We start from the raw sequence: 25,009 nt of genomic DNA, 5'->3' as shown, positions 1-25,009 counted from the left end.
TATAAGTTTTATCAATGGTTTTTGCGATTCGTCACTATTTTGCCGCTACCGGCAGTGCGCCGAAGGCCGGGTTTTGCAACGCAATGTTCAAAACTTCATCGATTCGCTGCACCGGATGAATCTCCAGATCGGCGATAACATTGTCCGGGATCTCTTCCAGATCGCGCTTGTTCTCGTAAGGGATCAGCACGGTTTTGATGCCGCCGCGATGCGCCGCCAGCAGCTTCTCTTTCAGGCCGCCGATCGGCAATACCTGGCCGCGCAGCGTGATCTCGCCGGTCATCGCCACATCGGCGCGTACTGGGTTGCCGGTCAGACAGGAGACCAGCGCGGTGCACATCGCGATACCGGCGCTCGGGCCGTCTTTCGGCGTCGCCCCTTCCGGCACGTGCACGTGGATGTCGCGTTTCTCGTAGAAATCTGCGTTGATGCCCAATTTCTCCGCGCGCGCGCGCACCACGGTCAGCGCCGCCTGAATCGATTCCTGCATCACTTCACCCAGAGAACCGGTGTAGGTCAGCTTGCCTTTGCCCGGCACGCAGGCGGTTTCGATGGTCAGCAGATCGCCGCCCACTTCCGTCCACGCCAGCCCGGTGACTTCGCCCACGCGGTTTTCGGTATCCGCACGGCCGTAATCGACGCGCTGCACGCCCAGGTAATCCTTCAGGTTGTCGCCGTTGATCTCGATATGCTTGCGCTTCTTGTCCATCAGCAGCGTTTTCACCGCTTTACGGCACAGCTTGGAGATTTCACGCTCCAGGCTACGCACCCCGGCTTCGCGGGTGTAGAAGCGAATGATACCGATGATGGCGCTGTCGTCGACCGTCAGCTCGCCTTTTTTCAGCGCGTTGCGCTCAAGCTGCTTCGGCAGCAAGTGCTGCTTCGCAATGTTGAGCTTCTCGTCCTCGGTGTAACCCGACAGGCGGATCACTTCCATACGGTCCAGCAGCGGCGCAGGAATGTTCATCGAGTTCGAGGTGGCGACGAACATCACGTCGGACAGATCGTAATCCACTTCCAGGTAGTGGTCGTTGAACGCCACGTTCTGTTCCGGATCCAGCACCTCCAGCAGAGCGGAGGCCGGATCGCCGCGCATGTCGGAAGACATCTTGTCGATCTCATCCAGCAGGAACAGCGGGTTCTTCACCCCAACCTTGGCCATCTTCTGGATCAGTTTGCCCGGCATCGAACCGATGTAGGTACGGCGGTGACCGCGGATTTCCGCTTCGTCACGCACGCCGCCCAGCGCCATACGCACATACTGGCGGCCGGTCGCTTTGGCGATCGACTGCCCCAGCGAGGTTTTACCCACGCCCGGCGGCCCTACCAAACACAGGATCGGCCCCTTGATTTTGCTGACGCGGCTCTGTACCGCGAGGTACTCGAGGATGCGATCCTTGACGCGCTCCAGGCCGTAGTGATCGGTATCGAGCACTTCCTGCGCCTTGACCAGGTCTTTTTTCACCTTGCTGCGCGCATTCCACGGCACCTGCAGCATCCAGTCGATGTAGCCGCGCACCACGGTCGCTTCCGCTGACATCGGCGACATCATCTTCAGCTTCTGCAGTTCCGCTTCGGTTTTCTCGCGCGCCTCTTTCGGCATCTTCGCCGCATCGATCTTGCGCTTCAGCGCTTCGTGCTCGTCCGGCGCGTCGTCCATCTCGCCCAGCTCTTTCTGAATCGCCTTCATCTGCTCATTCAGATAGTACTCGCGCTGGCTCTTCTCCATCTGCTTCTTGACGCGGTTGCGGATGCGTTTCTCGACCTGCAGCAGGTCGATCTCCGACTCCATCATCGCCATCAGGTATTCCAGACGCTCGGTGATGTCGGACATCTCGAGCACCGACTGCTTGTCGCTGAGTTTCAGCGGCATGTGGGCAGCGATGGTGTCCGCCAGGCGCGCGGCGTCGTCGATGCTGTTCAGTGAAGTCAGCACCTCCGGCGGGATTTTTTTGTTCAGCTTGATATAGCCTTCAAACTGATTGATCGCGGTGCGCACCAGCACTTCCTGCTCGCGCTCGTCGATCGCTGGCGACTCAAGGTATTCCGCCTGCGCGGCAAAATGCTCACCGCTGTCGGACAGCGTAGTGATGCGTGCGCGCTGCAGCCCCTCGACCAGCACTTTTACCGTGCCGTCCGGCAGCTTCAACATCTGCAGGATCGACGCTACGGTGCCAACCGAGAACAAGTCGTTAATGCCAGGTTCATCCGTTGAGGCCTCTTTCTGTGCCACCAGCATGATCTTCTTATCGTGATCCATTGCGGCTTCGAGGCACCGAATCGATTTTTCCCGGCCAACAAATAACGGGATCACCATGTGCGGATAAACCACCACGTCGCGCAATGGCAGGACGGGGATTTCAATGCGTTCGGAACGCTCAGGGTTCATAGAGCTCTCTCTTAGTTTAATTTCCGCCAGGTTGAGGGGGAATCTCATGAGACGCAAGCATCTAACGTTTCATAAAATCTGGTTAATGAGTATATGGGGATGAATCTCTTACATTCAACGGCAAGAATGCAGGAAAAAGAAATGGGGGATGAAATCCCCCATTTTGCTGATAACGCTCTGGTTTAACTGGCTAATTATTCGCCAGATGCCTGGGCTTCCGGCTTGCCGTAAATCAGCAGCGGCTTGGATTGGCCGGCGATGACCGACTCGTCGATCACCACTTTGTCTACGCTGTCCATCGACGGCAGATCGTACATGGTGTCGAGCAGCGCGCCTTCCACGATGGAACGCAGGCCGCGGGCGCCGGTTTTGCGCGCCATGGCTTTCTTGGCGATGGCGTTCAGCGCTTCGTCGCGGAACTCCAGCTCCACGCCTTCCAGATTGAACAGCGCCTGATACTGCTTGGTCAGGGCGTTCTTCGGCTCTTTCAGGATCTGAATCAGCGCATCTTCGCTCAGCTCGCTCAGGGTCGCCACCACCGGCAGACGGCCGATGAACTCTGGGATCAGACCGAACTTGATCAAATCTTCCGGTTCGGCCTGCAGCAGCAGTTCGCCCTCGGTCGCCTTCTCGGACTCGCCCTTGACGGTCGCGCCGAAGCCGATGCCGGAGCCGGTGTTGACGCGCTGACCGATCACCTTATCCAGGCCGGCGAAAGCGCCGCCGCAGATAAACAGGATCTTGGAGGTATCAACCTGCAGGAACTCCTGTTGCGGATGCTTGCGCCCACCCTGCGGCGGAACCGCGGCGATGGTGCCTTCAATCAGCTTCAGCAGCGCCTGCTGCACGCCTTCACCCGAGACGTCACGCGTGATCGACGGGTTATCGGACTTGCGGGAAATCTTATCGATTTCATCGATATAAACGATGCCGCGCTGCGCTTTCTGCACGTCATAGTCACATTTTTGCAACAGCTTCTGGATAATATTTTCCACGTCCTCACCCACGTAACCGGCTTCGGTCAGCGTGGTAGCGTCGGCCATGGTGAACGGCACGTCCAGGAAGCGCGCCAGCGTTTCCGCCAGCAGGGTTTTACCGCTGCCGGTCGGGCCGATCAGCAAGATGTTGCTCTTGCCCAACTCGATACCGTTGCTGGTATCGCCGTTGCGCAGGCGTTTGTAGTGGTTGTACACCGCAACCGCCAGCACTTTCTTCGCCTGCTCCTGGCCGATGACGTAGTCATCCAGGTGGTGGCGAATTTCGTGCGGCGTCGGCAGCGCACTGCGCTCACGATGCGGGGCAACTTCTTTAATCTCTTCGCGAATAATGTCGTTACACAGATCGACACATTCATCGCAGATATACACTGACGGCCCGGCAATCAGCTTACGCACTTCATGCTGGCTTTTGCCGCAAAAAGAGCAGTACAGCAGCTTTCCTGAACCGTCTTTGCGCTTATCTGTCATCAGTCAAACCTCTTCTTTAGTCTTGTCCCGCAGGAAAATCACGGCGGCAGTGCGCCCAAACTCATATCGGGAACGCCGAGGGGCCACAACAGAGCGAGCCCCTGCCCACTCTGATTACTATAGTCCATCGGCGCCGCGTGGTTCTAGCTGCGGTGTGTCAGAATGCCGTCAACCAGGCCGTATTCCACGGCTTCTTCCGCGGTCATAAAGCGATCGCGCTCGGTGTCGCGCTCGATCTGCTCCAGCGGCTGGCCGGTATGCTCGGCCATCAGTTCGTTCATGCGCGCTTTCACCTTAAGGATTTCACGCGCATGGATTTCGATGTCCGTCGCCTGGCCCTGGTAGCCGCCCAGCGGCTGGTGAATCATCACGCGCGAGTTCGGCAGGCAGAAACGCTTGCCTTTGGCACCCGCGGTCAGCAGGAAGGAGCCCATCGAGCACGCCTGGCCCATACAGATGGTGCTGACGTCCGGCTTGATGAACTTCATGGTGTCGTAAATCGACATGCCCGCGGTAATTACCCCACCCGGCGAGTTGATGTAGAGGTAAATGTCTTTTTCCGGGCTTTCCGCTTCGAGGAACAGCATTTGCGCCACGATCAGGTTGGCCATGTGATCTTCCACCTGGCCGGTCAGGAAAATGATGCGCTCTTTCAGCAGGCGGGAATAGATGTCGTAAGAACGCTCCCCGCGTGAAGTCTGCTCTACCACCATCGGCACCAGCGCCATGTTCGGTGCAAATTGATCTCGTTCGCCACTGTATGACATTACCGTCTCCTAATAGAAATTGCCTTGGCGGCCAGGGTGTCACCCTAATACGCCGATTCTACTTGAGAACGGCCATGATGACTATGCTCAAGCATTCGACCCGCGCCACACGTACCCGACGGTTATTTCATCCCGCGCACTTTGGCAAACAGCCCCAGAATTATTCTTAACAGATTGGGGGATCCCGGCGCGATTTCAAGCCCAGAGGCCGATTTTCTCCGCGCGCCGAAAACGATGCCGTTATTCTGACCGTTATCATGCCAGCCAGTTCCCCAGGCAACAGGGTAAATATAGTGCATATTGCCCCGCTTAACCTGAGATTAATCAGCAACGTGGCAAAAAGAAAAGCCCGCAACCTGAGGTTGCGGGCTTTTTCATCGTGCGCCGGTTCGCCAGGCGAAACCGGGGGCGCCGTTCATCGCGCCCGGCACGCCGGCATTACGCCTGTTGAGTCTGGTTCATCAGCTCGCTGAAGGTAGTGGCTTTTTCAGTCACTTTCGCTTTTGCCAGCAGGGCTTCAACCGCTTGCTCTTCCAGAGCCACGTTGCGCATGTTGTTCATCAGCTCTTTGTTTTTGCTGTAGAACTCGATGACTTCGCTCGGATCTTCGTAGGCAGAAGCCATTTCTTCGATCAGCGTCTTCACGCGGTCTTCGTCAGCTTTCAGATCGTTGGTGCTGATCACTTCGCCCAGCAGCAGGCCAACCACTACGCGGCGTTTCGCTTGCTCTTCGAACAGCTCGCGTGGCAGTTCCAGCGCTTGCTTCTCGTTGCCGCCGAAACGCTGTGCAGCCTGACGGCGCAGTACGTCGATTTCGCCGTCGATCAGGGCAGCAGGCACGTCGATTTCGTTCGCGCTCACCAGACCGTCGATCGCCTGAGACTTGATGCGGTTACGCACGGCGCCTTTCAGCTCGCGCTCCATGTTCTTGCGGACTTCGGTGCGCAGGCCGGCAACGGAACCGTCCGCCACGCCGAAACGCTTGATGAACTCTTCGGTCAGTTCCGGCAGCTCGCGCTCTTCAACTTTCTTCAGCACGATAGCGAATTTGGCCGCTTTGCCCTTCAGGTTTTCCGCGTGGTAATCTTCCGGGAAGTTCACGTCGATGGAGAACTCTTCGCCCGCTTTGTGACCGACCAGGCCTTCTTCGAAGCCTGGGATCATGCGGCCCTGGCCCATTGCCAGTACGAAGTCGGACGCTTTGCCGCCTTCGAACTCTTCACCGTCGATAGAACCGGTGAAGTCAACGGTCACGCGATCTTCAGCTTCCGCTGCGCGATCGGTTTCTTTCCAGGTCGCCTGCTGCTTGCGCAGAGTGTCCAGCATCGCGTCGACGTCTTCGTCGTTCACTTCAACCACTGGTTTTTCAACTTCGATGTTTTCCAGGCCTTTCAGCTCAACTTCTGGATACACTTCGAATTCAACGGCGAAAGTGAAGTCTTCACCTTCTTTGTACTCGCCCGGCACGTAGTTTGGTGCGCCGGCCGGATTAATCTTTTCTTTGATGATCGCGTCAACGAAGCTGCGCTGCATCGCTTCGCCCAGCACGTCCTGACGAACAGAGGCGCCGTAACGCTGTTCCACGATGTTCATCGGCACTTTGCCTTTGCGGAAGCCGTCGATACGCACGCTTTTCGCTGCGTTGATCAGCTCTTTCTTCACCGCCTGCTTGATAGTATCAGCCGGTACAGTAATAGAGAGACGGCGCCCAAGGCCTTGAGTGGTTTCTACTGAAACTTGCATCTTGTTACCTCAAAAAAATCACAGTGCTCGGTCAACTCCGTTCCAAGAACCAGGACGGCTACAAATAAGAACCGAGTTCCCTGATGACAGAAGCGTCCCGAAACCATTCCGGAAAAATAAGACGCGACATTATAGCGGCGCATGCATGGCGAGTCGAGGAAAGCTAGGCGGCGCAGGCGCGCTAAAACTCACACTTTTGCCGATTCAATCGCCAAAAGGCCGCCAAAACAGACCGAACGTTGGCCATATTGCGCGTCGGCCGTGTCGTCGTCAAAAACAGAAACGGCCCGCAGGCCGTTTCAAAATTCGTCAGTAGTAATACCCTAATTCGAGGGCAAAGTTCCACTGATACCTGAAAATTTCCCCCTCAGGCCAGCGTCCCGGCGCCGCGGCACGGCGGCGAGGCCGGCACGGTATCCTGCAATCCTTCCCACTCTTTGAGCGTATAGGTGTGCAGCGCCAGCGCGTGTACGCCATCGGCCAGCTCCTCCGACAGTACGCCGTAGATAGAGCGGTGACGCGTCAAAAACCGTTCGCCGACGAAGCGATCGCTGACCAATACCACTTTGAAATGACTTTCTGAACCCGCCGGAACGTTATGACGATAGCTTTCATCAACGACTTCCAGATACGCGGGCTCAAACGCCGCCCTTAACTTTGCTTCTATTTGCTCGCGAATCATAGGATCTCCTTACAACACCGGCAGAGGACCGTGCCCATCTAGTTCAATATTAGCCGGTTTTCCCCCGTTTAGACCATCACCGGGACAAATTTCTCTTTTCTGCGGTCAGATGATGAGCGTCATCCCCGCCGCTTGGGGGATTATCCGATTGAGCGGGCCAAAAAAGCGTGTTTTTATCAACGGCAGGTAAAAATTTGTCACTCAGGCGCCTTCCGCGCTTCCACCGCACGGCGGCGATGCTATGATGTCGGCAATTTGTTGTCGGCTATCCCGCTCTGATTATTGCTAAATCCATCGAGAATGAGACAGAAAACATGTTAAAGAAACTTTGTCTTCCTTTGCTGGCCGCCCTGCTGCTGGCCGGTTGCGCGACCAGCAGCAACACCCTGAACGTCACGCCGAAAATCGTTCTGCCGCAGCAGGATCCTACCCTGCAGGGCATCACCATCAGCATCAACGGCGCGGATCAGCGCACCGATCAGGCGCTGGCCAAGGTGAATCGCGACGGCCAACTGGTCACGCTGACGCCATCGCGCGATCTGCGTTTCCTGCTGCAGGAAGTGCTGGAGAAACAGATGGGCGCTCGCGGCTACATGATCGGCGCCGACGGCCCGGTGGCGCTGCAGATCGTCGTCAATAACCTGTACGCGGACGTTTCCGAAGGTAACCTGCGCTACAACATCACCACCAAAGCCGACATCTCGATCATCGCCCAGGCGAAGAACGGCAACAAGCAGGTGAAAAATTACCGCTCGACGTATAACGTGCAGGGCGCCTTCACGGCCACCAACGAGAAGATCACCGACGCCGTTAACTCCGTGCTGGGCGACGTGATCGCCGACATGGCGCAGGACACCAGCGTCAACGACTTTATCAAGCAAAACGCGCGCTAATCGACGCGCCTTGCGCCGCCCGGCGGATCGGGCGGCGCAGACAGGGAACTCATGTCGAAACACTATCTGAACATCTTCACCCAGCGTAACTCCGCCATTCTGCTGCTGCTGGGCTTCGCGTCGGGTCTGCCGCTGGCATTGACCTCCGGCACGCTGCAAGCCTGGATGACCGTCGAAAACATCGATCTGAAGACCATCGGCATTTTCTCGCTGGTGGGCCAGGCCTACGTATTCAAATTCCTCTGGTCGCCGTTCATGGACCGCTATACCCCGCCGTTTCTCGGGCGGCGGCGCGGTTGGCTGCTGATCAGCCAGCTGCTGCTGGTGGCGGCGATCGTGGCGATGGGCTTCATGCAGCCCGCGCAGCACCTGTGGTGGCTGGCGGCGTTGGCGGTGCTGGTGGCGTTCTGCTCCGCCTCGCAAGATATCGTGTTCGACGCTTATAAAACCGACCTGCTGAAAGCCGAAGAGCGCGGGGCGGGTGCGGCGATCTCGGTGCTGGGCTACCGGCTGGCAATGCTGGTTTCCGGCGGCCTGGCGCTGTGGCTGGCGGATCGCTATTTCGGCTGGCAGGCCACCTACTGGCTGATGGCCGGATTGATGCTGATCGGCGTGGCTGCCACGCTGATGGCGCCGGAGCCGGATGAAAGCATCCCGGCACCGCGCACCATGGAACAGGCGGTCGTCGCGCCGCTGCGTGATTTCTTCGGCCGCAACAACGCCTGGCTGATCCTGCTGCTGATCGTGATGTACAAAATGGGCGACGCCTTCGCCGGCAGCCTGAGCACCACGTTCCTGATCCGCGGCGTGGGGTTCGACGCCGGTGAAGTCGGGCTGGTCAACAAAACGCTCGGCCTGTTCGCCACCATCGTCGGCGCCCTGTTCGGCGGCGTGCTGATGCAACGTCTCACCCTGTTCCGCGCGCTGATGCTGTTCGGCGTCCTGCAGGCGGTCTCCAACCTCGGGTATTGGATCCTGGCGGTGACCGACAAGAGCCTGCTCACCATGGGCAGCGCCATCTTCCTCGAAAACCTGTGCGGCGGCATGGGCACCGCGGCCTTCGTGGCGCTGCTGATGACGCTGTGCAACCGTTCGTTCTCCGCCACCCAGTTCGCGCTGCTGTCGGCGCTGTCCGCCGTGGGGCGCGTCTATGTCGGCCCGATCGCCGGCTGGTTCGTCGAAGCCCACGGCTGGCCGTTGTTCTACCTGTTCTCTATCGCCGCCGCCCTGCCCGGCTTGCTGCTGCTCGGCATCTGCCGCCAGACGCTGGAACACACCCAGCAACATGGCGACTTTATGCCGCGCACCGAGTTTTCCGGATCTTACCGCTGGGCGCTGCGCCTGCTGACGCTGGGCTGTTCGCTGTTGGGCCTGTGGTTGCTGTTGCTGATCGCCAATGCGCTGGACTGGACGCAGGCACCGCTGTTGGCCGATCGGCTGCTGCAGGTCGGCGCCGCGCTGAGCCTGCTCGGCGTCGCGATGGGCAGCGCGCTGGATTACCTGGCCCTGCGCCGCACCCGTTTGGCATAATCTGACCGGCCGGCGATTTCGCCGGCCGAAAAAAAAGCGATCCGCGGGTATATTTATTTTGGTAAAAAAAGATAATCGACGCGGAAATTATTTTTTTATCCGACTGCCGCACTCGGAAATATAATTAAATTCACCTTTAAGACACAATTATTTTACATTAAATAAACCTTTTCTGCGTATTTCCCCGCCGCGCATTTCTTCGCCAAATTCATCATACCTTTAGTTTTCCTTAACATACGGGCTGCTCGTCACGATTCAGCGTGCCAACGCGTTGTTGTCATTGGTAAATTGTCACGCAGGGTTACATCTGTGACCCCCTTAACAGAAAGTGTCAACAAGCCGCTGACACTCCCTTAAGCATGTTTACAGTACTGCAACCTTCCCGTAAAATGCCCGCACACATGAAACGACAATTGAGCCTTTGTTATTGAGGTCGTTAGATGAGACTTAAGAAATACAATAAAAGTATTGGGATGCTGTCATTAATCGCAGGCACTGTATTGCTCAGTGGCTGCGATATGGTTTTGATGAATCCCAAAGGAGCAATTGGTGTTGAGCAACGGACACTGATTATCACTGCAATCGCGTTGATGTTGATCGTGGTGGTGCCAGTTATCTTCATGGCGTTCGCCTTTGCCTGGAAGTATCGTTCTTCCAACAAAGACGCCAAGTACAGTCCGAACTGGGCCCACTCCAACAAGATCGAAGCGGTCGTCTGGACCATTCCTATCATTATCATCGCCATCCTTGGCACCATTACCTGGAAGACTACCCACGAACTCGACCCGTTCAAGCCGATTGTCACCGACAAGAAGCCGATGACGATCGAAGTGGTGTCGCTCGACTGGAAATGGCTGTTCATCTACCCGGATCAAGGCATTGCGACCGTTAATGAGCTGGCTTTCCCGAAAGATGTTCCAGTCGAATTCAAGATCACCTCTAACTCGGTAATGAACTCGTTCTTTATCCCGCAGTTGGGTGGACAGATTTATGCGATGGCCGGCATGCAGACCAAACTGCACCTGATCGGCAACGAAGCCGGTGCCTACAAGGGCATCTCCAGCAGCTACAGCGGCGCAGGCTTCTCCGGTATGAAATTCACCGCGATCGTTACCCCGACCGAAGGCGACTTCGATCAGTGGGTGGCCAAGGTGAAGGCATCGTCTAAAAACCTGAACACCACCGACGACTTTAACAAACTGGCAGAGCCGAGTGAAAACAACCCGGTTGAGTACTTTGCCGCTGTCAAACCGAATTTGTTCAAAGAAACAATTGCCAAATTCATGGGCGACATGGATATGCACAAGGGCGCTGGCGCGCACGAAGGCATGGACATGAGCCAAGGTATGGACATGGGTGAACATGCTGCTCACGCCGGAGCCGAGGAATAACTGATGTTGGGAAAATTAACACTTGATGCGGTTCCGTACCACGAACCGATCATCATGGTCACCGTAGCCGCAATTATTGTCGGGGGCCTGGCAGTGCTGGCGCTGCTGACATATTTCGGCAAATGGAAGTGGCTGTGGAGCGAATGGCTGACTTCGGTCGACCATAAAAAAATTGGTATCATGTACATCATCGTGGCGATGGTCATGCTGCTGCGCGGCTTCGCCGACGCCATCATGATGCGTAGCCAGCAGGCGTTGGCGTCCGCCGGCGAAGCCGGGTTCCTGCCGCCGCACCACTACGACCAGATCTTCACCGCGCACGGCGTTATCATGATCTTCTTCATGGCGATGCCTTTCGTGGTCGGCCTGATGAACGTCGTGGTGCCGCTGCAAATCGGTGCGCGCGACGTCGCCTTCCCGTTCCTGAACTCCCTGAGCTTCTGGTTCTTCGTGGTGGGCGTTGTGCTGATCAACATCTCCCTGGGGGTCGGTGAGTTCGCTCAGACCGGTTGGCTGGCGTATCCGCCGCTGTCGGGTAAAGAGTACAGTCCTGGCGTCGGGGTCGATTACTGGATCTGGAGTCTGCAGATTTCCGGTCTGGGTACCCTGCTGACCGGCGTGAACTTCTTCGCCACCATTCTGAAGATGCGTGCCCCTGGCATGCCTATGATGAAGATGCCGGTGTTCACCTGGGCGGCACTGTGTACTAACGTCCTGATCATCGTTTCTTTCCCAATTCTGACCGTCACCATCGCGCTGCTGACCCTGGATCGCTATCTGGGCACCCATTTCTTCACCAATGATATGGGCGGCAACATGATGATGTACATCAACCTGATTTGGGCCTGGGGTCACCCAGAGGTGTATATCCTGGTTCTGCCGGTGTTCGGCGTGTTCTCCGAAGTCACCGCGACCTTCTCCAGAAAACGCCTGTTCGGCTATACCTCACTGGTATGGGCAACCATCGCGATCACCGTTCTGTCGTTCATCGTCTGGCTGCACCACTTCTTCACCATGGGGTCCGGCGCGAACGTTAACGCCTTCTTCGGTATTGCCACCATGATCATTTCCATCCCGACCGGGGTGAAAATCTTCAACTGGCTGTTCACCATGTATCAGGGCCGTATCAAACTCAACTCCGCGATGCTGTGGACCGTTGGCTTCATCATCACCTTCTCCGTAGGTGGTATGACCGGCGTTCTGCTGGCGGTACCGGGCGCGAACTTCGTGCTGCACAACAGCCTGTTCCTGATCGCTCACTTCCACAACGTCATCATCGGCGGCGTGGTGTTCGGTTGCTTCGCGGGCCTGACCTACTGGTTCCCGAAATCCTTCGGCTTCACGCTGAACGAAAAATGGGGCATCCGCGCGTTCTGGTTCTGGATCATCGGCTTCTTCACCGCCTTCATGCCGCTGTACGCATTGGGCTTTATGGGCATGACCCGTCGTATCAGCCAGAACATCAACCCTGAGTTCCACCCTCTGCTGCTGGTTGCAGCCGGCGGTGCGGCGCTGATCGCCTGCGGCATCCTGTGCCAGCTGATCCAGATCTTCGTCAGTATCCGTGACCGCGAACAGAACCGCGATCTGACCGGTGACCCATGGGGTGCTCGTACTCTGGAGTGGTCAACTTCGTCTCCACCGCCGTTCTATAACTTTGCCGTAGTGCCGCAGATTCATGACCGTGATGAATTCTGGGACATGAAAGAAAAAGGCGAAGCGTATAAGAAACCGGCTAAATACGAACCGATTCATATGCCTAAGAACACCGGCGCCGGCGTGATCATCGCCTTCTTCAGCCTGGTCTTCGGTTTCGCAATGATTTGGGAAATCTGGTGGATGGCTCTGGCCGGCTTCATCGGTATGATCGTTGTCTGGATCGGCAAGAGCTTCGATCACGATGTTGACTACTATGTGCAGGTTGATGAAATCGAGCGCATTGAGAACCAACACTACGAACAAATCCGTAAAGCAGGCGTGAACCATGTCAACTGAAACTCTGACCAATCATAACGCAGCCCATGCAGAGCATGGGCACCACGATGCGGGTGAGACCAAAGTCTTCGGATTCTGGATCTACCTGATGAGCGACTGTATTTTGTTTGCGAGCTTGTTCGCAACTTATGCAGTCCTGGTGAACGGGACCGCGGGCGGTCCCTCAGGCAAAGACATCTTCGACCTGAAGTTTGTCCTGGTCGAAACTTTCCTGCTGTTGTTCAGCTCCATCACCTACGGCATGGCGATGATCGCCATGAACAAGGGTAAAGTTGGCGGTGTAAACACCTGGCTGTTCCTGACCTTCCTGTTTGGTCTGGGCTTTGTGGCGATGGAAATCTATGAATTCCATCACCTGATCGCCGAAGGTTTCGGTCCGGATCGCAGCGCTTTCCTGTCCAGCTTCTTCGCGCTGGTCGGCACCCACGGTCTGCACGTAACTTCCGGCCTGATTTGGATCATCGTGATGATGATTCAGGTGAGCAAGTTCGGCCTGACCGCGACCAACAAAACCCGCCTGATGTGCCTGAGCCTGTTCTGGCACTTCCTGGACGTGGTCTGGATCTGCGTATTTACCGTTGTCTACCTGCTGGGGGTTATGTAATGAGCCATTCATCCCATGAAACCTCTCACGGCGGCGCAAGCCACGGCAGCGTGAAGTCATACCTGATCGGCTTTATCCTGTCGATCATCCTGACGGTAATTCCATTTGCGATGGTAATGAACGGCACTGCCTCTCATTCCACCATCCTGGCGGTTGTTGTCGGTATGGCGGTTATCCAGGTGATTGTTCACCTGGTTTACTTCCTGCACATGAACACCTCATCGGAAGAGCGCTGGAACCTGGTGGCATTGCTGTTCACCGCTATGATCATCGGTATCGTTGTTGTAGGTTCACTCTGGATTATGTACAACCTCAACATCAATATGATGGTCGATTAAGAGCTGAGCTGCACGTGATGATTAAGCAATACCTGCAAGTCACTAAACCAGGAATTATTTTCGGCAATTTAATTTCTGTCGTTGGGGGATTCCTGCTCGCTTCCAAAGGGAGCATCGACTATCCCCTGTTTCTCGCCACCCTGATGGGTGTCTCGTTGGTGGTCGCGTCGGGCTGTGTGTTTAACAACTACATCGACCGCGACATCGACAAGAAAATGGAGAGAACGAAGAATCGGGTGCTGGTAAAAGGCCTGATCGCGCCGAGTGTCACCCTGGTTTATGCGACCGTGTTGGGTATTGCGGGCTTCGCGTTGCTGTATATCGCGGCCAACCCGCTGGCCATGTGGCTGGCGGTGATGGGCTTCGTGGTTTATGTCGGCGTTTACAGCCTGTACATGAAACGCCACTCGGTCTACGGCACGCTGATCGGCAGCCTGTCGGGCGCCGCGCCGCCGGTTATCGGCTATTGCGCGGTGACCAACGAGTTCGACGCCGGCGCGTTGATCCTGCTGGCTATCTTTAGCCTGTGGCAGATGCCGCATTCTTATGCGATCGCTATCTTCCGCTTTAAAGATTACCAGGCGGCCAACATTCCGGTCCTGCCGGTGGTGAAAGGCATTTCCGTCGCCAAGAACCACATCACGGTCTACATCCTGGCGTTTATGATCGCCACGCTGATGCTGACCTTGGTAGGTTATGCCGGCTACAAGTACCTGATCGTCGCTGCGGCGGTGAGCGTATGGTGGCTCGGCATGGCGCTGCGCGGTTACAAGACCGAAAACGACAGCGTCTGGGCGCGTAAACTGTTCGTGTTCTCCATCGTCGCCATCACCTCGCTGAGCGTGATGATGTCGATCGACTTCAGCGCCACGGCGGCGCCTGAAGCGCTGGTGACCTACGTTTGGTAAGCCAAATCATCTGTGAATGGGCCGCTTTTGCGGCCCATTTTATTTGTCACGCCGAAAAGCGGCCGAACTGTAATATCTGTTAAACAACATTCGATTTACCCCCCCTGCCCTGCACACTAAAATGACGCAGCTTTACAGAAGTCATGCCATCAGGCGCTGTTTCAACGTCTGATGGCATGGTTTTTACCGAGGTTTGATGTGAACGATAATTCAATGACCCCGCAGGAGCGCCGCGCCACCTGGGTATTGGGCACCGTATTCTCCCTGCGCATGCTCGGCATGTTTATGGTACTGCCGGTGCTGACCACCTACGGCATGGCGCTCAACGGCGCCAGCGAAGCGCTGATCGGCATCGCCATCGGCATCTACGGCCTGGCGCAGGCGGTGTTTCAAATCCCGTTCGGCCTGGTGTCCGATCGCATCGGCCGCAAGCCGCTGATCGTCGGCGGCCTGCTGATCTTTGCCCTCGGCAGCGCGATCGCCGCCGCGACCGATTCGATCTGGGGCGTGATCCTCGGCCGCGCGCTGCAAGGCTCCGGCGCGATCGCCGCCGCGGTCATGGCGCTGCTCTCCGATCTGACCCGCGAGCAGAACCGCACCAAGGCGATGGCGTTTATCGGCGTCAGCTTCGGCATCACCTTTGCCATCGCCATGGTATTGGGCCCTATCATCACCCACGCCTTCGGCCTGCATGCGCTGTTCTGGATGATCGCCGTACTGGCGCTGGCCGGCATTGTCATCACCCTGGCGGTAGTGCCTTCCGCCGACACTCACCTGCTGAACCGCGAGTCCAGCATCGTGCGCGGCAGCTTCCGCAAAGTGCTGAGCAACTCGCGCCTGCTGAAGCTCAACTTCGGCATCATGTGCCTGCATATCCTGCTGATGTCGAGCTTCGTGGCGCTGCCGCTGGCGATGGAAAAAGCCGGGCTGGCGGCCAGCGAGCACTGGATCGTCTACCTGGTCACCATGCTGGTATCGTTCGCCGCCGTGGTGCCTTTCATCATCTACGCCGAAAAATATCGCCGCATGAAGCAGGTCTTTATGGGCTGCGTGGCAGTGCTGTTCTGCGCCGAAGTGCTGCTGTGGCTCTCCGGCGCGCACCTGTGGGGCATCATCGCCGGCGTGCAGCTGTTCTTCATGGCCTTCAACGTGATGGAAGCCATTCTGCCTTCGCTGATCAGCAAAGAGTCACCGGCCGGCTACAAGGGCACCGCGATGGGGGTCTACTCCACCAGCCAGTTTATCGGCGTGGCGATCGGCGGCAGCCTCGGCGGCTGGCTGTACGGTTTGCAGGGGGCAGGCTTGGTGTTTATCGCCGGCGCCGTGCTGGCCGCGCTCTGGTTCCTGGTCAGCAGTACCATGAAAGAACCGCCGTATGTCAGCAGCCTGCGCATTACGCTGTCGGAACTGGCGGTGAAAGATTCGGCGCTGGAAAGCCGCCTTAAGGCGCAGCCCGGCGTGGCCGAGGCGATCGTAGTGCCGGAAGAGCGCAGCGCCTACGTCAAGGTGGATACCAAGCAGACCAATCGCGGTCAGTTGGAAGCGCTGGTCAATTCGCTGTAAAGAATCAGGGCCGGCAATGCCGGCCCCGTAGAGATTAATCGCGGAAGTTCTTGAACTGGAACGGCTGCCCCAGATCGCCGCCGCGCACCAGCGCCATCACGCTCTGCAAATCATCGCGTGACTTACCGGTCACCCGCACCTCTTCGCCCTGGATCTGCGCCTGCACCTTCAGCTTGCTGTCTTTGATCAGCTTGACGATTTTCTTCGCCACAGAGGTTTCAATCCCCTGCTTCAGCTTGGCTTCCACGCTGTAGGTTTTACCGCTGTGGGTAAACTCTTCCGGGATCTCCAGCGCAGCGCCGTCGATGCTGCGCTTGCTCAGCTTTTCGCGCAGAATGTCGAGCAGCTGCTGCACCTGGAAATCAGACTCGGTGGCAACCTTGATGCTTTGGTCTTTCTCGTTTAGCTCAAAGCTGGCCGGCACGTTGCGAAAATCCCAGCGGGTGCCGAGATCGCGGGTGGCGTTCTCAACGGCGTTACGCACTTCCTGCATATCAATTTCGGAAACGATGTCGAAAGATGGCATACTTCTTCCTCCTGAATGAGTGCCTAATAGCTTAGGCGATTTTGATGCCGAGCATGATAACCGCTTTGCCGCCTCAGACAAAATCTGCTGAACGCACGCAGGGATAGCGCTTCGGGCTGCCATAAAGCCTATAGTTAATTCACGGTAATTGAGCGGTATTCCCGTGTTTCCAAGGAGACTGAATGAAAATAACCATTCTTGGTTGCGGCGCGCTCGGACAACTGTGGCTCTCCCGGCTGTATCAGCAGGGCCACGATGTACAGGGATGGCTAAGAGTGCCGCAGCCTTTTTGCGCGGTGAACGTGATAGAGCCGGAAGGCGTCTCGTTTAATCGCAACTTGCCCACTAACGATCCGGAGCACCTTGCGCAAAGCGAGCTGCTGCTGGTGACGCTGAAAGCCTGGCAGGTGTCCAGCGCGGTCAGCGCACTGCTGCCGAAGCTGAACCCCCAGTGCGCCATTTTGCTGCTGCACAACGGCATGGGCACCCAAGAGGAGCTGCCGCCGAACGGCCAGCCGATCCTGCAGGGCACCACCACCCACGCCGCGCGCCACGAAGGCAGCACCATTATCCACGTCGCCACCGGCATCACCCACATCGGCCCGACCTCGCCGGCCGCCCAGCACCTCAGCCACCTGGCGGAAGTGCTGCATCAGGCGCTGCCCGACGTTGCCTGGCACAACAACATCGCCTCGGCCAACTGGCGCAAGCTGGCGGTCAACTGCGTGATCAACCCGCTGACGGCGCTGTACGGCTGCCGTAACGGCGATCTGCAGCGCTACCCGGAACAGATCGAAACGCTGTGCCGTGAAGTCGCCAGCGTGATGGCGATGGAGGGCTACCACACCTCCTGCGAAGGCCTGATGCAATACGTGATGGACGTGATCCACAGCACCGCCGACAACGTTTCGTCGATGCTGCAGGACATCCGCAACCAGCGGCACACCGAGATCGACTACATCACCGGCTATCTGCTGCGCCGCGCGCGCAGCCACGGCCTCACGCTGCCGGAGAATGCGCGGCTGTTTGAACTGATTAAACGAAAGGAAAATGAATATGAGCGTATCGGCGCTGGTCTGCCTGGCACCTGGTAGCGAAGAAACCGAAGCCGTCACCACCATCGATCTGCTGGTGCGGGCGGGCGTAAAAGTCACTACCGCCAGCGTTGCCGGCGACGGCGAGCTGACTATCGTCTGTTCGCGCGGCGTCAAACTGCTGGCCGACGCGCCGCTGGTGGCGATCGTCGATGAGCCGTTCGACGCCATCGTGCTGCCCGGCGGCCTGAAAGGCGCAGAATGCTTCCGCGACAGCCCGCTGCTGGTAGAAAAGGTGCGGCAGATGCATCTTCAGGGCAACATCGTCGCCGCCATCTGCGCGGCACCGGCGCTGGTGCTGCAGCACCACGATCTGTTCCCGGTCGGCAACATGACCGGCTTCCCTGGCCTGAAAGACCAGATCCCGGCGGATAAATGGATGGAGCGCCGCGTGGTGTACGACGCCCGCGTCAACCTGCTCACCAGCCAGGGACCGGGCACCGCGATGGAGTTCGCGCTGAAGCTGATAGACCTGCTGCTCGGCAAGGCCAAAGCGGCGGAGATCGCCGCGCAGCTGGTGCTGATCCCGGGGATGTACGATTATCGCGACAGTGAAGAAAACTGAATTAGCGATCGTAAACACGGGGCGCAGATCCGCGCCCCGCATTGCCTCAAAAACTGAGCTGGCTGGAGAAGCCCAAAACCAGACGCTCATTAGGTAACGTTCCGGGTTTGATCACCGGCGTACCAGCAAAAATGTCCGCAGCAAAACGCCCCAGATTCACCTGCAGACCAATCACGCTTCCCACCAGCCGGCCGCCTTCCCCCTGTTGCTTGGCCAACTGCCCATAGTCGAGCCCAAAATAGGGTTGCAGGATATTTCGTTCCAACGTTAGCGTATTACGCAGATACCCTCCGCTGCTGCCGACCAATTTGCTATCGCCGCTAAACCCACGCACTGTAGAACGATCGCCGATAAACGACTTATCCTGGATCGGCTGTGCGGCGCTCGCCCATTGCCCCGATAACTCCCCGAGATAACGCAGGCGATGGCCAAATGCATTGAAGGGTTTCAGCATACTGCCACCCGCTCGCAGCTGTTGTTCGGCATGTGAACTCCCCTTCCCGACACCGGCAAAGGCGTCGGCGGTCAACGCGATCTGCGAATGAGCGCCATAATACAGGTGGCTGACACCCAGCTTCAGGCTGGTTAACCGCGCGCTCTGCAAGGAAATCTCCGTGTCATTGAGGTAATAGCGGTAATGACGTTGCAACAACTGGGCGTTCAACACCGTTTTCTCATTCATCCCGCGCGCCAACGTATAGTCAGTCTGCAGCCCCCAATACTGCGAACGGCCGTTATAGCGATAATCGGTGAAGTTACCGGCGAAAGTCTGGTGATAGCGGCTGTCGCCGCCCAACGCGCTGAAGCGCCAGTACCCCCAAGGCAAGCTATAGTACAGGGCGCGGCTTTCATTGCCTTTGCCCGGCGGCGCCAGAATGCTGCGCGCCATCGACAGATAGAAAATATCGCCCAGTGAAGTCAGATTATCGAGATATAACGCGCCGCCTGCCTGATAACGCCCCGCGGAGCTGACGCCGGCGTCATCCGCCCAGGCGGTAAAACGCCAATATTTATCTTGTCGCCGAAAAATCTCGATATCGCTTTCGCCAGGTCGCTCGGCGGGAACAATGCGAATATCGCTGATAACGCCCGGAATTCCGCCCATATTCTCCAGCCCTTGCTCAATGCGGCGTAAATTCAGCGCATCGCCGGCAGCAATGGGAAAAAGCGTATCGGGGCGAAAATAGGTGCTGCTGCCCGCCAGCATTCTCAACTGGCCGATACGGCCATAATCCACGCGAACCTTCAGTATTCCTGCCGGTACCGCTTGCACGTCAAACTGCACCCGCGAAGTGATATAGCCTTGTGTAATCAGCTCATTTTGCAGCTTCTTGTGCAACTTCGCCAATCCTTGCTCCCCCATACAGCGCCCGCGGGCAGCGTGCGCCAACCGTTCGAAAGCAGTAAGGCTTGCTGGCGCCATTTCTACAGAGTCGATCACCCAACAGGGGGACTCGTTGACAAAAATATCCGTTGGCGCGTTTTGTTCCGGCTGCGGTGACAAGACAGAGGCGGTAGACGGTAACAGTTTGCGCTGCGTATCGCCGATGAGTTTTTCCTGGCTGACGAGTTGTTTAACCGGAGCCGGTACAGAATCCGCACGACTGAAACAGCTGAACAGTGCGCCCAAACAAAGAATCAAAAATTCCCTTTTCATGCTCTCTCATCCACTCCCCCACCCGAAGGCGGGGGAAACCGGTTACATCCAATAAGACCAAGCGTAAGGCCTGCCGAAACCGCCGTATCCCCAACCCCAGCTATTTACGGGCTTGTTGATATCCTGACCATTGTTGGTGACCACGCCGGACGTGGATCGCATCGTGCCAAAATTGTTGAAAGAGACGCCACGATGGCTGATATCGCCATACGCTTCAATCCTGCCGTAGTTGCTGAAGCTGGTATCCGACAAGCTGACGGAAGAGACGCGAGAAACGATGCTCCCTCGGTTGGTGATGGACGTCCCCTGGATAGCCGCGCCGTTTTCGGCTTCGATCACGCCATTGTCGGCGTTAAACAGGCTGGTGGCGTTGAGTTGCAGAGCCTGAGCGGATTGAATGCCGCCGCTATTGTCGACGCGGGTCGCTTGCAGTGTCAGTGCGCCGCTTTCCGTTTTGACGCTGCCGCGGTTGTTCAGTTGGGTCGTCTTCAGCTGCACTGCCCCGCCTGCAATGCGGCCGGAATTGTCCAACCGTGTTGCCGTGATGGATGCCGAGCGCGCACTCACATTCTTTTCATTTTGCAGCAGGGTGGCGCTGATGCTCAGCGGCCCCTGAGAAGCGATTTCCCCCTGATTAATCAGCGTGTCAGCGCTAATATCGGCGCCGCCATTTTTCGCCTGAATCTGCCCACGGTTAGCAACACCGACAGAAGCGCGGGATACGTTTTGAGCACCGTTGCCGATTTGCACGCGTTCATAACTTCCCGAGTCGCTCTGGATACTGACGATACTGACATTGTTCAACGAGGTGCCTGTGTTGGAGCCAGCCCCATTGGCATTGCCGCTATTGACGCCTACGCCGTTTTCATTGGCGACCAGCTTAATTTTGTTGGCGTACATGCCGCCCAACTCGGCGACGTCGACCAACACTTCAGGCTTATCTTTAGAAGCTTCAACGTTATTGAGGCGGGATAAATCCGCTGAAACCGTTTTTTTACCCGCCGAGACTAACAGCGCGTCCGCATGAACCGCAGCGCTGATTTCAGCCGTACGCGCAATGATCGCCGTATAATCGACATCGCCTTTCTTCAGCCCGTCCCCCTCAACGCGAATATTTCCTTGATTAACCCGGTAGCTGTTAAAAGCGCCGTCCTTGAACTGCAAATCGGCGGTAGTTAATACGCCATTACGGGCGTTGATAAAACCACAGCCGCTACAGGTAATGCCGGATTTATTGGCAATGACGACATCGGCGCGTTGCCCGGCGACTTCTACCATCCCCTTCAAAATACTTTTATTCGCCGAGTTCACTTCATTCAGAATTACCTTAGCTGCACGCCCCTCTAACTGAGCGTTTCCCACAACAGCACCGGCCAATGTCGTATTAGCGCCCGAAAGGCTGTTATTTAAAATAGCGCCCTGAGCGCCAATATCAAACTGCGTGTAAACGTTATGCGAGACACCGTCCGCACCTGCACGATTGATGTTCACCACTGGCACCTGATTGATATGCTCAACTGATGCTCCACCCGCCTGAGGTGCTATTTGCGCCAACAGCGGCGCGCTGGGCACCTGAAACGCCGCTGCCGACAACAGCAATGTCGTCTTATTCATTTTCATTAATCGCTCTCCTTAAATAATGTTATCCATCCCAGTCAACCATTAACTGATGTTCAGACTAATGTCGAAAACATTAATGGCCATAGGGATATATCCTTTTGCAATGTGCGTTACCCTGATAACCATAAAATATCAATGGCCAATGCTCAGCAAAAATACAATTTGCACAGTAAGAGAAAAACACGCGCAATCAAATGCCGATACATAATTTCAATAGGGAGTTGGCAGATAAAAACCGACAGGTCTGTCAGCATTCGACAGCAATAATAACCATAACAATAAATAAAAAAATCAATAGATATTTAATATATTGATTAAGGATATTTAAATAGAAACAAAACTCAAGTTGGCTGTATCATTAATAAAACAATGCAATGAACAGGGTTATTTAATCGGGGAATAAAGAATTGTACGAAAAAGGCCGGCGTCTGGCGACGCCGGCGGAGAAATTACGGGCGATAAACCTTCACGTTGCTGAAGCCTTGCTCCAGCAGGTACAGCGCCTGCAGGCGGCTCATCACGCCGCGCTCGCAATACAGCAGATAGGTTTTGCTCTGATCCAGATCGCCGAACTGGGTGCTCAGCTTGTAGAACGGTAGCGCTTTCACTTCAACCTGTTCCAGCTGCAGCGGCTTCTCTTCCTGCTCGTCGTTGGAGCGGATATCCAGGATCACCTCGTCGGCGCCGAAGGCCGCGACGGTTTCCACCTCGGTCACCTGCTCCTGTGCCTGCTCGGCGATAGAGCGAATATCGACGTTCTTCGCTTCGCTCACCACCCGGTCGAGAATGCTGAAATCGAAGTGGCTCTCTTCCTCTTCGATCTTGGCCTTGATCGCTTTCACCGTCGGGCTCTTCGAAATCACACCGCAGTATTCCGGCATGGTTTTGGCGAAGTCTTCGGTGCCGATTTCGCGCGCCAGTTTGATGATGTGCTCTTTATCGTGCGAGATCAGCGGACGCAGGATCAGGGTATCGGACGCATTGTCGATCAAACGCAGGTTGGTCAGCGTCTGGCTGGAGACCTGCCCCAGCGCCTCGCCGGTCACCAGCGCCTGCACGCCGTAGCGTTCGGCCACTTGCGAAGCGGCTCGCACCATCATGCGCTTGAGCACCACGCCCATCTGGCCGTCGTCGACCTTCTCCAGGATCTCACCCACCACCGGCTCGAAGTCGATGGCGACGAAGCGCACCTTGTGCGAGCTGGCGAAGCGATTCCACAGGTAGTGCGCCACCTGCTTCACGCCGATCTCGTGCGCGGCGCCGCCCAGGTTGAAGAAGCAGAAGTGCACGCGGCAGCCGCGGCGCATCAGCATGTAGCTGGACACGCCCGAGTCGAAACCGCCGGAAATCAGCGACATTACGTCTTCCTGAGTGCCGACCGGGTAACCGCCGATGCCTTCGAGGCGGCGTTTGACCAACATCAGCTTGTCGTCTTCGATCTCCAGGTTTACCGTGACCTGCGGGCGGGTAAGGTTAACGCGCGCGCTTTCGATGTGTTGGTTCAGGCCGCCGCCGACGTAGCGCTCCACGTCCTGCGAGTTGAACGCCTGCTTGCCGCGGCGCTTGACGCGCACGCAGAAGGTTTTGCCTTCCAGCTGGGCGCGGTAGGCTTCCAGCGTCTGCTCAAAGATGTGGTGGATATCGGTATAAGCGCGATCTTCCACTTCCAGAATATGGTGGATACCGGGAATACGCGTCAGGGCGTCGGCAATGATCGGCCGCTGGTTTTCATCTTTGGCGCGAACTTCGATATGATCCCAGTGACGGACGACCGCCAGCGTTTCATCATACTGCTTCAGGACGTTGCGAATATTGGTCGAGAGAATCTTGATAAAGCGCAAGCGCACAGATTGGCTCTTGATGGTGATTTCCGGGAACAATTTAATGATAAACTTCATGGCGGTCTTTGTTGTCAGATAAGAATTACGGCGCGGAGTATATCACCATATCGCCGTGCTCTGCGCACAAAACCACACATGAGCGCCATGATTTGCTAATCAAGATCCGCTAGGATAGGCTCTGGCGCCACGGTTCACATGATGACGTAAAAAGAAAATTATGCCGAAAAAACCAGCACAATCAGCCAGTACAGAGCAAACTGCCAGCTTTGAAAGCGCCCTCGGCGAGCTGGAAAGCATCGTGACGCGTCTGGAATCAGGCGAACTGCCGCTGGAAGACGCGCTGAACGAGTTCGAACGCGGCGTACAGCTGGCGCGTCAGGGCCAGCAGAAACTGCAACAGGCGGAACAGCGTGTGCAGATACTTCTTAACGACAGCGCTGACGATGCGGCGCTGGCGCCTTTCACACCGGATGCCGAGTAACCGACATGTCTGAGATCGCCCCATCGGCCGCTTTTGCCGATCAACTGCAGATTTTCCGCCAGCGCGCCGATCGCGCGCTGCTGGACTTCATCGCCCCGCTGCCGTTCAACGACGGCAACATGGTGGCGGCGATGCGTCACGGCGCCTTACTGGGCGGCAAGCGCCTGCGCCCGTTCCTGGTGTACACCACCGGCCAGATGTTCGGCGTGTCGCTGGCTAACCTGGACGCGCCGGCGGCGGCGGTGGAATGCATTCACGCCTACTCGCTGATCCACGACGATCTGCCGGCGATGGACGACGACGATTTGCGCCGCGGCCAGCCGACCTGCCACATTAAATTCGGTGAGGCCAATGCGATACTGGCCGGCGATGCGCTGCAAACGCTGGCGTTTTCGATCCTGGCCGATGCCGAAATGCCTGACGTAGCCCTGCGCGATCGGCTGGCGATGGTCTCTGAACTGGCGACCGCCAGCGGCGTAGCCGGCATGTGCGGCGGCCAATCGCTGGATCTGGAAGCCGAAGGCAAGCGCGTTGATCTGCAGGCCCTGGAGCAGATCCACCGCCATAAAACCGGCGCGCTGATCCGCGCGGCGGTGCGCCTGGGCGCGCTGAGCGCCGGCGAAGCCGGACGTGCGGCGCTGCCGCAGCTGGATCGTTATGCCGCCGCGGTTGGCCTGGCGTTCCAGGTGCAGGATGACATTTTGGACGTTGTCGGCGAGACTGAAAAAATCGGCAAGCGCCAGGGAGCGGACCAACAACACGGAAAGAGTACCTACCCGGCGTTACTCGGGCTTGACAGCGCGAAAGCAAAAGCGTGGGATCTCTATCAGGAAGCATTAGCTGCATTGGACACTTTGGCAGCGCAATCTTATAACACAGCGCCATTGCGAGCGTTAGCCAGCTTCATTATTGAACGCGACAATTAACGTGTGACGTTAACTCCTCTGATATGAGTA

21 protein-coding genes are annotated in these 25,009 nt (G+C 56.9%); 12 read left to right on the top strand and 9 right to left on the bottom strand.

Annotated elements, in window-relative coordinates; translation table 11 throughout:
* Positions 1–34: 34 nt before the first annotated feature.
* The 5 genes from lon to bolA all read right to left on the bottom strand — a co-directional run bounded on the left by lon (position 35) and on the right by bolA (position 7,047).
* Entirely contained in the window at positions 35–2,389 is a 2,355-nt protein-coding gene (gene lon, locus AC4PR2_RS04465; protein ID WP_019454189.1) for an endopeptidase La, read from the bottom strand.
* Positions 2,390–2,583: 194 nt separating this feature from the next.
* On the bottom strand, positions 2,584–3,855 hold the full coding sequence (clpX, locus tag AC4PR2_RS04460; protein WP_004940354.1) for an ATP-dependent protease ATP-binding subunit ClpX: 1,272 nt from the start codon (positions 3,853–3,855) through the stop codon (positions 2,584–2,586).
* A gap of 143 nt (positions 3,856–3,998) precedes the next feature.
* A complete protein-coding gene (gene clpP, locus AC4PR2_RS04455; RefSeq protein WP_004940356.1) occupies positions 3,999–4,622 on the bottom strand; it encodes an ATP-dependent Clp endopeptidase proteolytic subunit ClpP in 624 nt (207 codons plus the stop codon).
* Between the two features lie 438 nt (positions 4,623–5,060).
* Complete coding sequence (gene tig / locus AC4PR2_RS04450; RefSeq protein ID WP_004940358.1) at positions 5,061–6,365, bottom strand: trigger factor; 1,305 nt, start codon at positions 6,363–6,365, stop codon at positions 5,061–5,063.
* A gap of 367 nt (positions 6,366–6,732) precedes the next feature.
* Positions 6,733–7,047: a transcriptional regulator BolA gene (gene bolA, locus AC4PR2_RS04445; RefSeq protein ID WP_004940361.1), complete on the bottom strand. Its 315-nt coding sequence runs from the start codon at positions 7,045–7,047 to the stop codon at positions 6,733–6,735.
* A gap of 314 nt (positions 7,048–7,361) precedes the next feature.
* On the opposite strand from bolA, the gene AC4PR2_RS04440 reads away from it, so the two are divergent.
* From AC4PR2_RS04440 to AC4PR2_RS04405, 8 genes are all read left to right on the top strand, one after another.
* Entirely contained in the window at positions 7,362–7,940 is a 579-nt protein-coding gene (locus AC4PR2_RS04440) for a lipoprotein (RefSeq protein WP_025160064.1), read from the top strand.
* A gap of 51 nt (positions 7,941–7,991) precedes the next feature.
* Positions 7,992–9,470, top strand: a complete 1,479-nt coding sequence (gene ampG / locus AC4PR2_RS04435; protein WP_060423369.1) for a muropeptide MFS transporter AmpG — start codon at positions 7,992–7,994, stop codon at positions 9,468–9,470.
* Between the two features lie 440 nt (positions 9,471–9,910).
* Positions 9,911–10,861, top strand: coding sequence for a cytochrome o ubiquinol oxidase subunit II (cyoA, locus tag AC4PR2_RS04430; RefSeq protein WP_492174917.1), 951 nt, complete (start codon positions 9,911–9,913; stop codon positions 10,859–10,861).
* 3 nt (positions 10,862–10,864) lie between these two features.
* On the top strand, positions 10,865–12,856 hold the full coding sequence (cyoB, locus tag AC4PR2_RS04425) for a cytochrome o ubiquinol oxidase subunit I (protein ID WP_033637313.1): 1,992 nt from the start codon (positions 10,865–10,867) through the stop codon (positions 12,854–12,856).
* The gene (locus tag AC4PR2_RS04420; protein WP_019454194.1) at positions 12,846–13,460 is read left to right on the top strand and encodes a cytochrome o ubiquinol oxidase subunit III; all 615 of its coding nucleotides are present in this window, start codon (positions 12,846–12,848) and stop codon (positions 13,458–13,460) included. The genes cyoB and AC4PR2_RS04420 overlap by 11 nt, the downstream gene beginning before the upstream one ends.
* A complete protein-coding gene (locus tag AC4PR2_RS04415; protein WP_004940369.1) occupies positions 13,460–13,798 on the top strand; it encodes a cytochrome o ubiquinol oxidase subunit IV in 339 nt (112 codons plus the stop codon). The genes AC4PR2_RS04420 and AC4PR2_RS04415 overlap by 1 nt, the downstream gene beginning before the upstream one ends.
* 17 nt (positions 13,799–13,815) lie before the next feature.
* The gene (gene cyoE / locus AC4PR2_RS04410; RefSeq protein WP_492174931.1) at positions 13,816–14,706 is read left to right on the top strand and encodes a heme o synthase; all 891 of its coding nucleotides are present in this window, start codon (positions 13,816–13,818) and stop codon (positions 14,704–14,706) included.
* Positions 14,707–14,904: 198 nt separating this feature from the next.
* A complete protein-coding gene (locus AC4PR2_RS04405; RefSeq protein ID WP_492174916.1) occupies positions 14,905–16,269 on the top strand; it encodes an MFS transporter in 1,365 nt (454 codons plus the stop codon).
* A 34-nt stretch (positions 16,270–16,303) separates the two neighbouring features.
* On the opposite strand, the gene AC4PR2_RS04400 is transcribed toward AC4PR2_RS04405, so the two are convergent.
* Positions 16,304–16,795, bottom strand: a complete 492-nt coding sequence (locus AC4PR2_RS04400) for a YajQ family cyclic di-GMP-binding protein (RefSeq protein ID WP_025301759.1) — start codon at positions 16,793–16,795, stop codon at positions 16,304–16,306.
* A 182-nt stretch (positions 16,796–16,977) separates the two neighbouring features.
* Here AC4PR2_RS04400 and panE point away from each other — a divergent pair, with 182 nt between their 5' ends.
* Entirely contained in the window at positions 16,978–17,889 is a 912-nt protein-coding gene (gene panE, locus AC4PR2_RS04395; RefSeq protein ID WP_089185561.1) for a 2-dehydropantoate 2-reductase, read from the top strand.
* On the top strand, positions 17,852–18,454 hold the full coding sequence (yajL, locus tag AC4PR2_RS04390; protein WP_047728724.1) for a protein deglycase YajL: 603 nt from the start codon (positions 17,852–17,854) through the stop codon (positions 18,452–18,454). Before panE ends, yajL begins: the two co-directional genes overlap by 38 nt.
* 46 nt (positions 18,455–18,500) lie before the next feature.
* On the opposite strand, the gene AC4PR2_RS04385 is transcribed toward yajL, so the two are convergent.
* From AC4PR2_RS04385 to thiI, 3 genes are all read right to left on the bottom strand, one after another.
* Positions 18,501–19,877: a ShlB/FhaC/HecB family hemolysin secretion/activation protein gene (locus tag AC4PR2_RS04385; RefSeq protein ID WP_342169299.1), complete on the bottom strand. Its 1,377-nt coding sequence runs from the start codon at positions 19,875–19,877 to the stop codon at positions 18,501–18,503.
* Between the two features lie 276 nt (positions 19,878–20,153).
* Complete coding sequence (locus AC4PR2_RS04380) at positions 20,154–21,731, bottom strand: filamentous hemagglutinin N-terminal domain-containing protein (RefSeq protein WP_492174915.1); 1,578 nt, start codon at positions 21,729–21,731, stop codon at positions 20,154–20,156.
* A gap of 449 nt (positions 21,732–22,180) precedes the next feature.
* Positions 22,181–23,629 carry a tRNA uracil 4-sulfurtransferase ThiI gene (thiI, locus tag AC4PR2_RS04375; protein WP_047728729.1) on the bottom strand — a complete coding sequence of 483 codons (1,449 nt, stop codon included), beginning with the start codon at positions 23,627–23,629 and terminating at the stop codon, positions 22,181–22,183.
* Positions 23,630–23,789: 160 nt separating this feature from the next.
* On the opposite strand from thiI, the gene xseB reads away from it, so the two are divergent.
* Both xseB and ispA read left to right on the top strand, forming a co-directional pair.
* On the top strand, positions 23,790–24,053 hold the full coding sequence (xseB, locus tag AC4PR2_RS04370; protein ID WP_015376838.1) for an exodeoxyribonuclease VII small subunit: 264 nt from the start codon (positions 23,790–23,792) through the stop codon (positions 24,051–24,053).
* A gap of 5 nt (positions 24,054–24,058) precedes the next feature.
* Complete coding sequence (gene ispA, locus AC4PR2_RS04365) at positions 24,059–24,979, top strand: (2E,6E)-farnesyl diphosphate synthase (RefSeq protein WP_047728733.1); 921 nt, start codon at positions 24,059–24,061, stop codon at positions 24,977–24,979.
* Positions 24,980–25,009 lie beyond the last annotated feature (30 nt).

The sequence above is a fragment of the Serratia sp. A07 genome (genome assembly GCF_058725505.1).
Note: the sequence above shows the minus strand (reverse complement) of the source record. Positions and strands in the feature narration are given on the sequence as shown.

Excerpts from the sequence above, each read along its gene's own strand:
- lon (WP_019454189.1), bottom strand. The coding sequence starts at position 2,389 with ATGAACCCTGAGCGTTCCGAACGCATTGAAATCCCCGTCCTGCCATTG.
- clpX (WP_004940354.1), bottom strand. The coding sequence starts at position 3,855 with ATGACAGATAAGCGCAAAGACGGTTCAGGAAAGCTGCTGTACTGCTCT.
- clpP (WP_004940356.1), bottom strand. The coding sequence starts at position 4,622 with ATGTCATACAGTGGCGAACGAGATCAATTTGCACCGAACATGGCGCTG.
- tig (WP_004940358.1), bottom strand. The coding sequence starts at position 6,365 with ATGCAAGTTTCAGTAGAAACCACTCAAGGCCTTGGGCGCCGTCTCTCT.
- bolA (WP_004940361.1), bottom strand. The coding sequence starts at position 7,047 with ATGATTCGCGAGCAAATAGAAGCAAAGTTAAGGGCGGCGTTTGAGCCC.
- AC4PR2_RS04440 (WP_025160064.1), top strand. The coding sequence starts at position 7,362 with ATGTTAAAGAAACTTTGTCTTCCTTTGCTGGCCGCCCTGCTGCTGGCC.
- ampG (WP_060423369.1), top strand. The coding sequence starts at position 7,992 with ATGTCGAAACACTATCTGAACATCTTCACCCAGCGTAACTCCGCCATT.
- cyoA (WP_492174917.1), top strand. The coding sequence starts at position 9,911 with ATGAGACTTAAGAAATACAATAAAAGTATTGGGATGCTGTCATTAATC.
- cyoB (WP_033637313.1), top strand. The coding sequence starts at position 10,865 with ATGTTGGGAAAATTAACACTTGATGCGGTTCCGTACCACGAACCGATC.
- AC4PR2_RS04420 (WP_019454194.1), top strand. The coding sequence starts at position 12,846 with ATGTCAACTGAAACTCTGACCAATCATAACGCAGCCCATGCAGAGCAT.
- AC4PR2_RS04415 (WP_004940369.1), top strand. The coding sequence starts at position 13,460 with ATGAGCCATTCATCCCATGAAACCTCTCACGGCGGCGCAAGCCACGGC.
- cyoE (WP_492174931.1), top strand. The coding sequence starts at position 13,816 with ATGATTAAGCAATACCTGCAAGTCACTAAACCAGGAATTATTTTCGGC.
- AC4PR2_RS04400 (WP_025301759.1), bottom strand. The coding sequence starts at position 16,795 with ATGCCATCTTTCGACATCGTTTCCGAAATTGATATGCAGGAAGTGCGT.
- panE (WP_089185561.1), top strand. The coding sequence starts at position 16,978 with ATGAAAATAACCATTCTTGGTTGCGGCGCGCTCGGACAACTGTGGCTC.
- yajL (WP_047728724.1), top strand. The coding sequence starts at position 17,852 with ATGAGCGTATCGGCGCTGGTCTGCCTGGCACCTGGTAGCGAAGAAACC.
- AC4PR2_RS04385 (WP_342169299.1), bottom strand. The coding sequence starts at position 19,877 with ATGGCGCCAGCAAGCCTTACTGCTTTCGAACGGTTGGCGCACGCTGCC.
- AC4PR2_RS04380 (WP_492174915.1), bottom strand. The coding sequence starts at position 21,731 with ATGAAAATGAATAAGACGACATTGCTGTTGTCGGCAGCGGCGTTTCAG.
- thiI (WP_047728729.1), bottom strand. The coding sequence starts at position 23,629 with ATGAAGTTTATCATTAAATTGTTCCCGGAAATCACCATCAAGAGCCAA.
- xseB (WP_015376838.1), top strand. The coding sequence starts at position 23,790 with ATGCCGAAAAAACCAGCACAATCAGCCAGTACAGAGCAAACTGCCAGC.
- ispA (WP_047728733.1), top strand. The coding sequence starts at position 24,059 with ATGTCTGAGATCGCCCCATCGGCCGCTTTTGCCGATCAACTGCAGATT.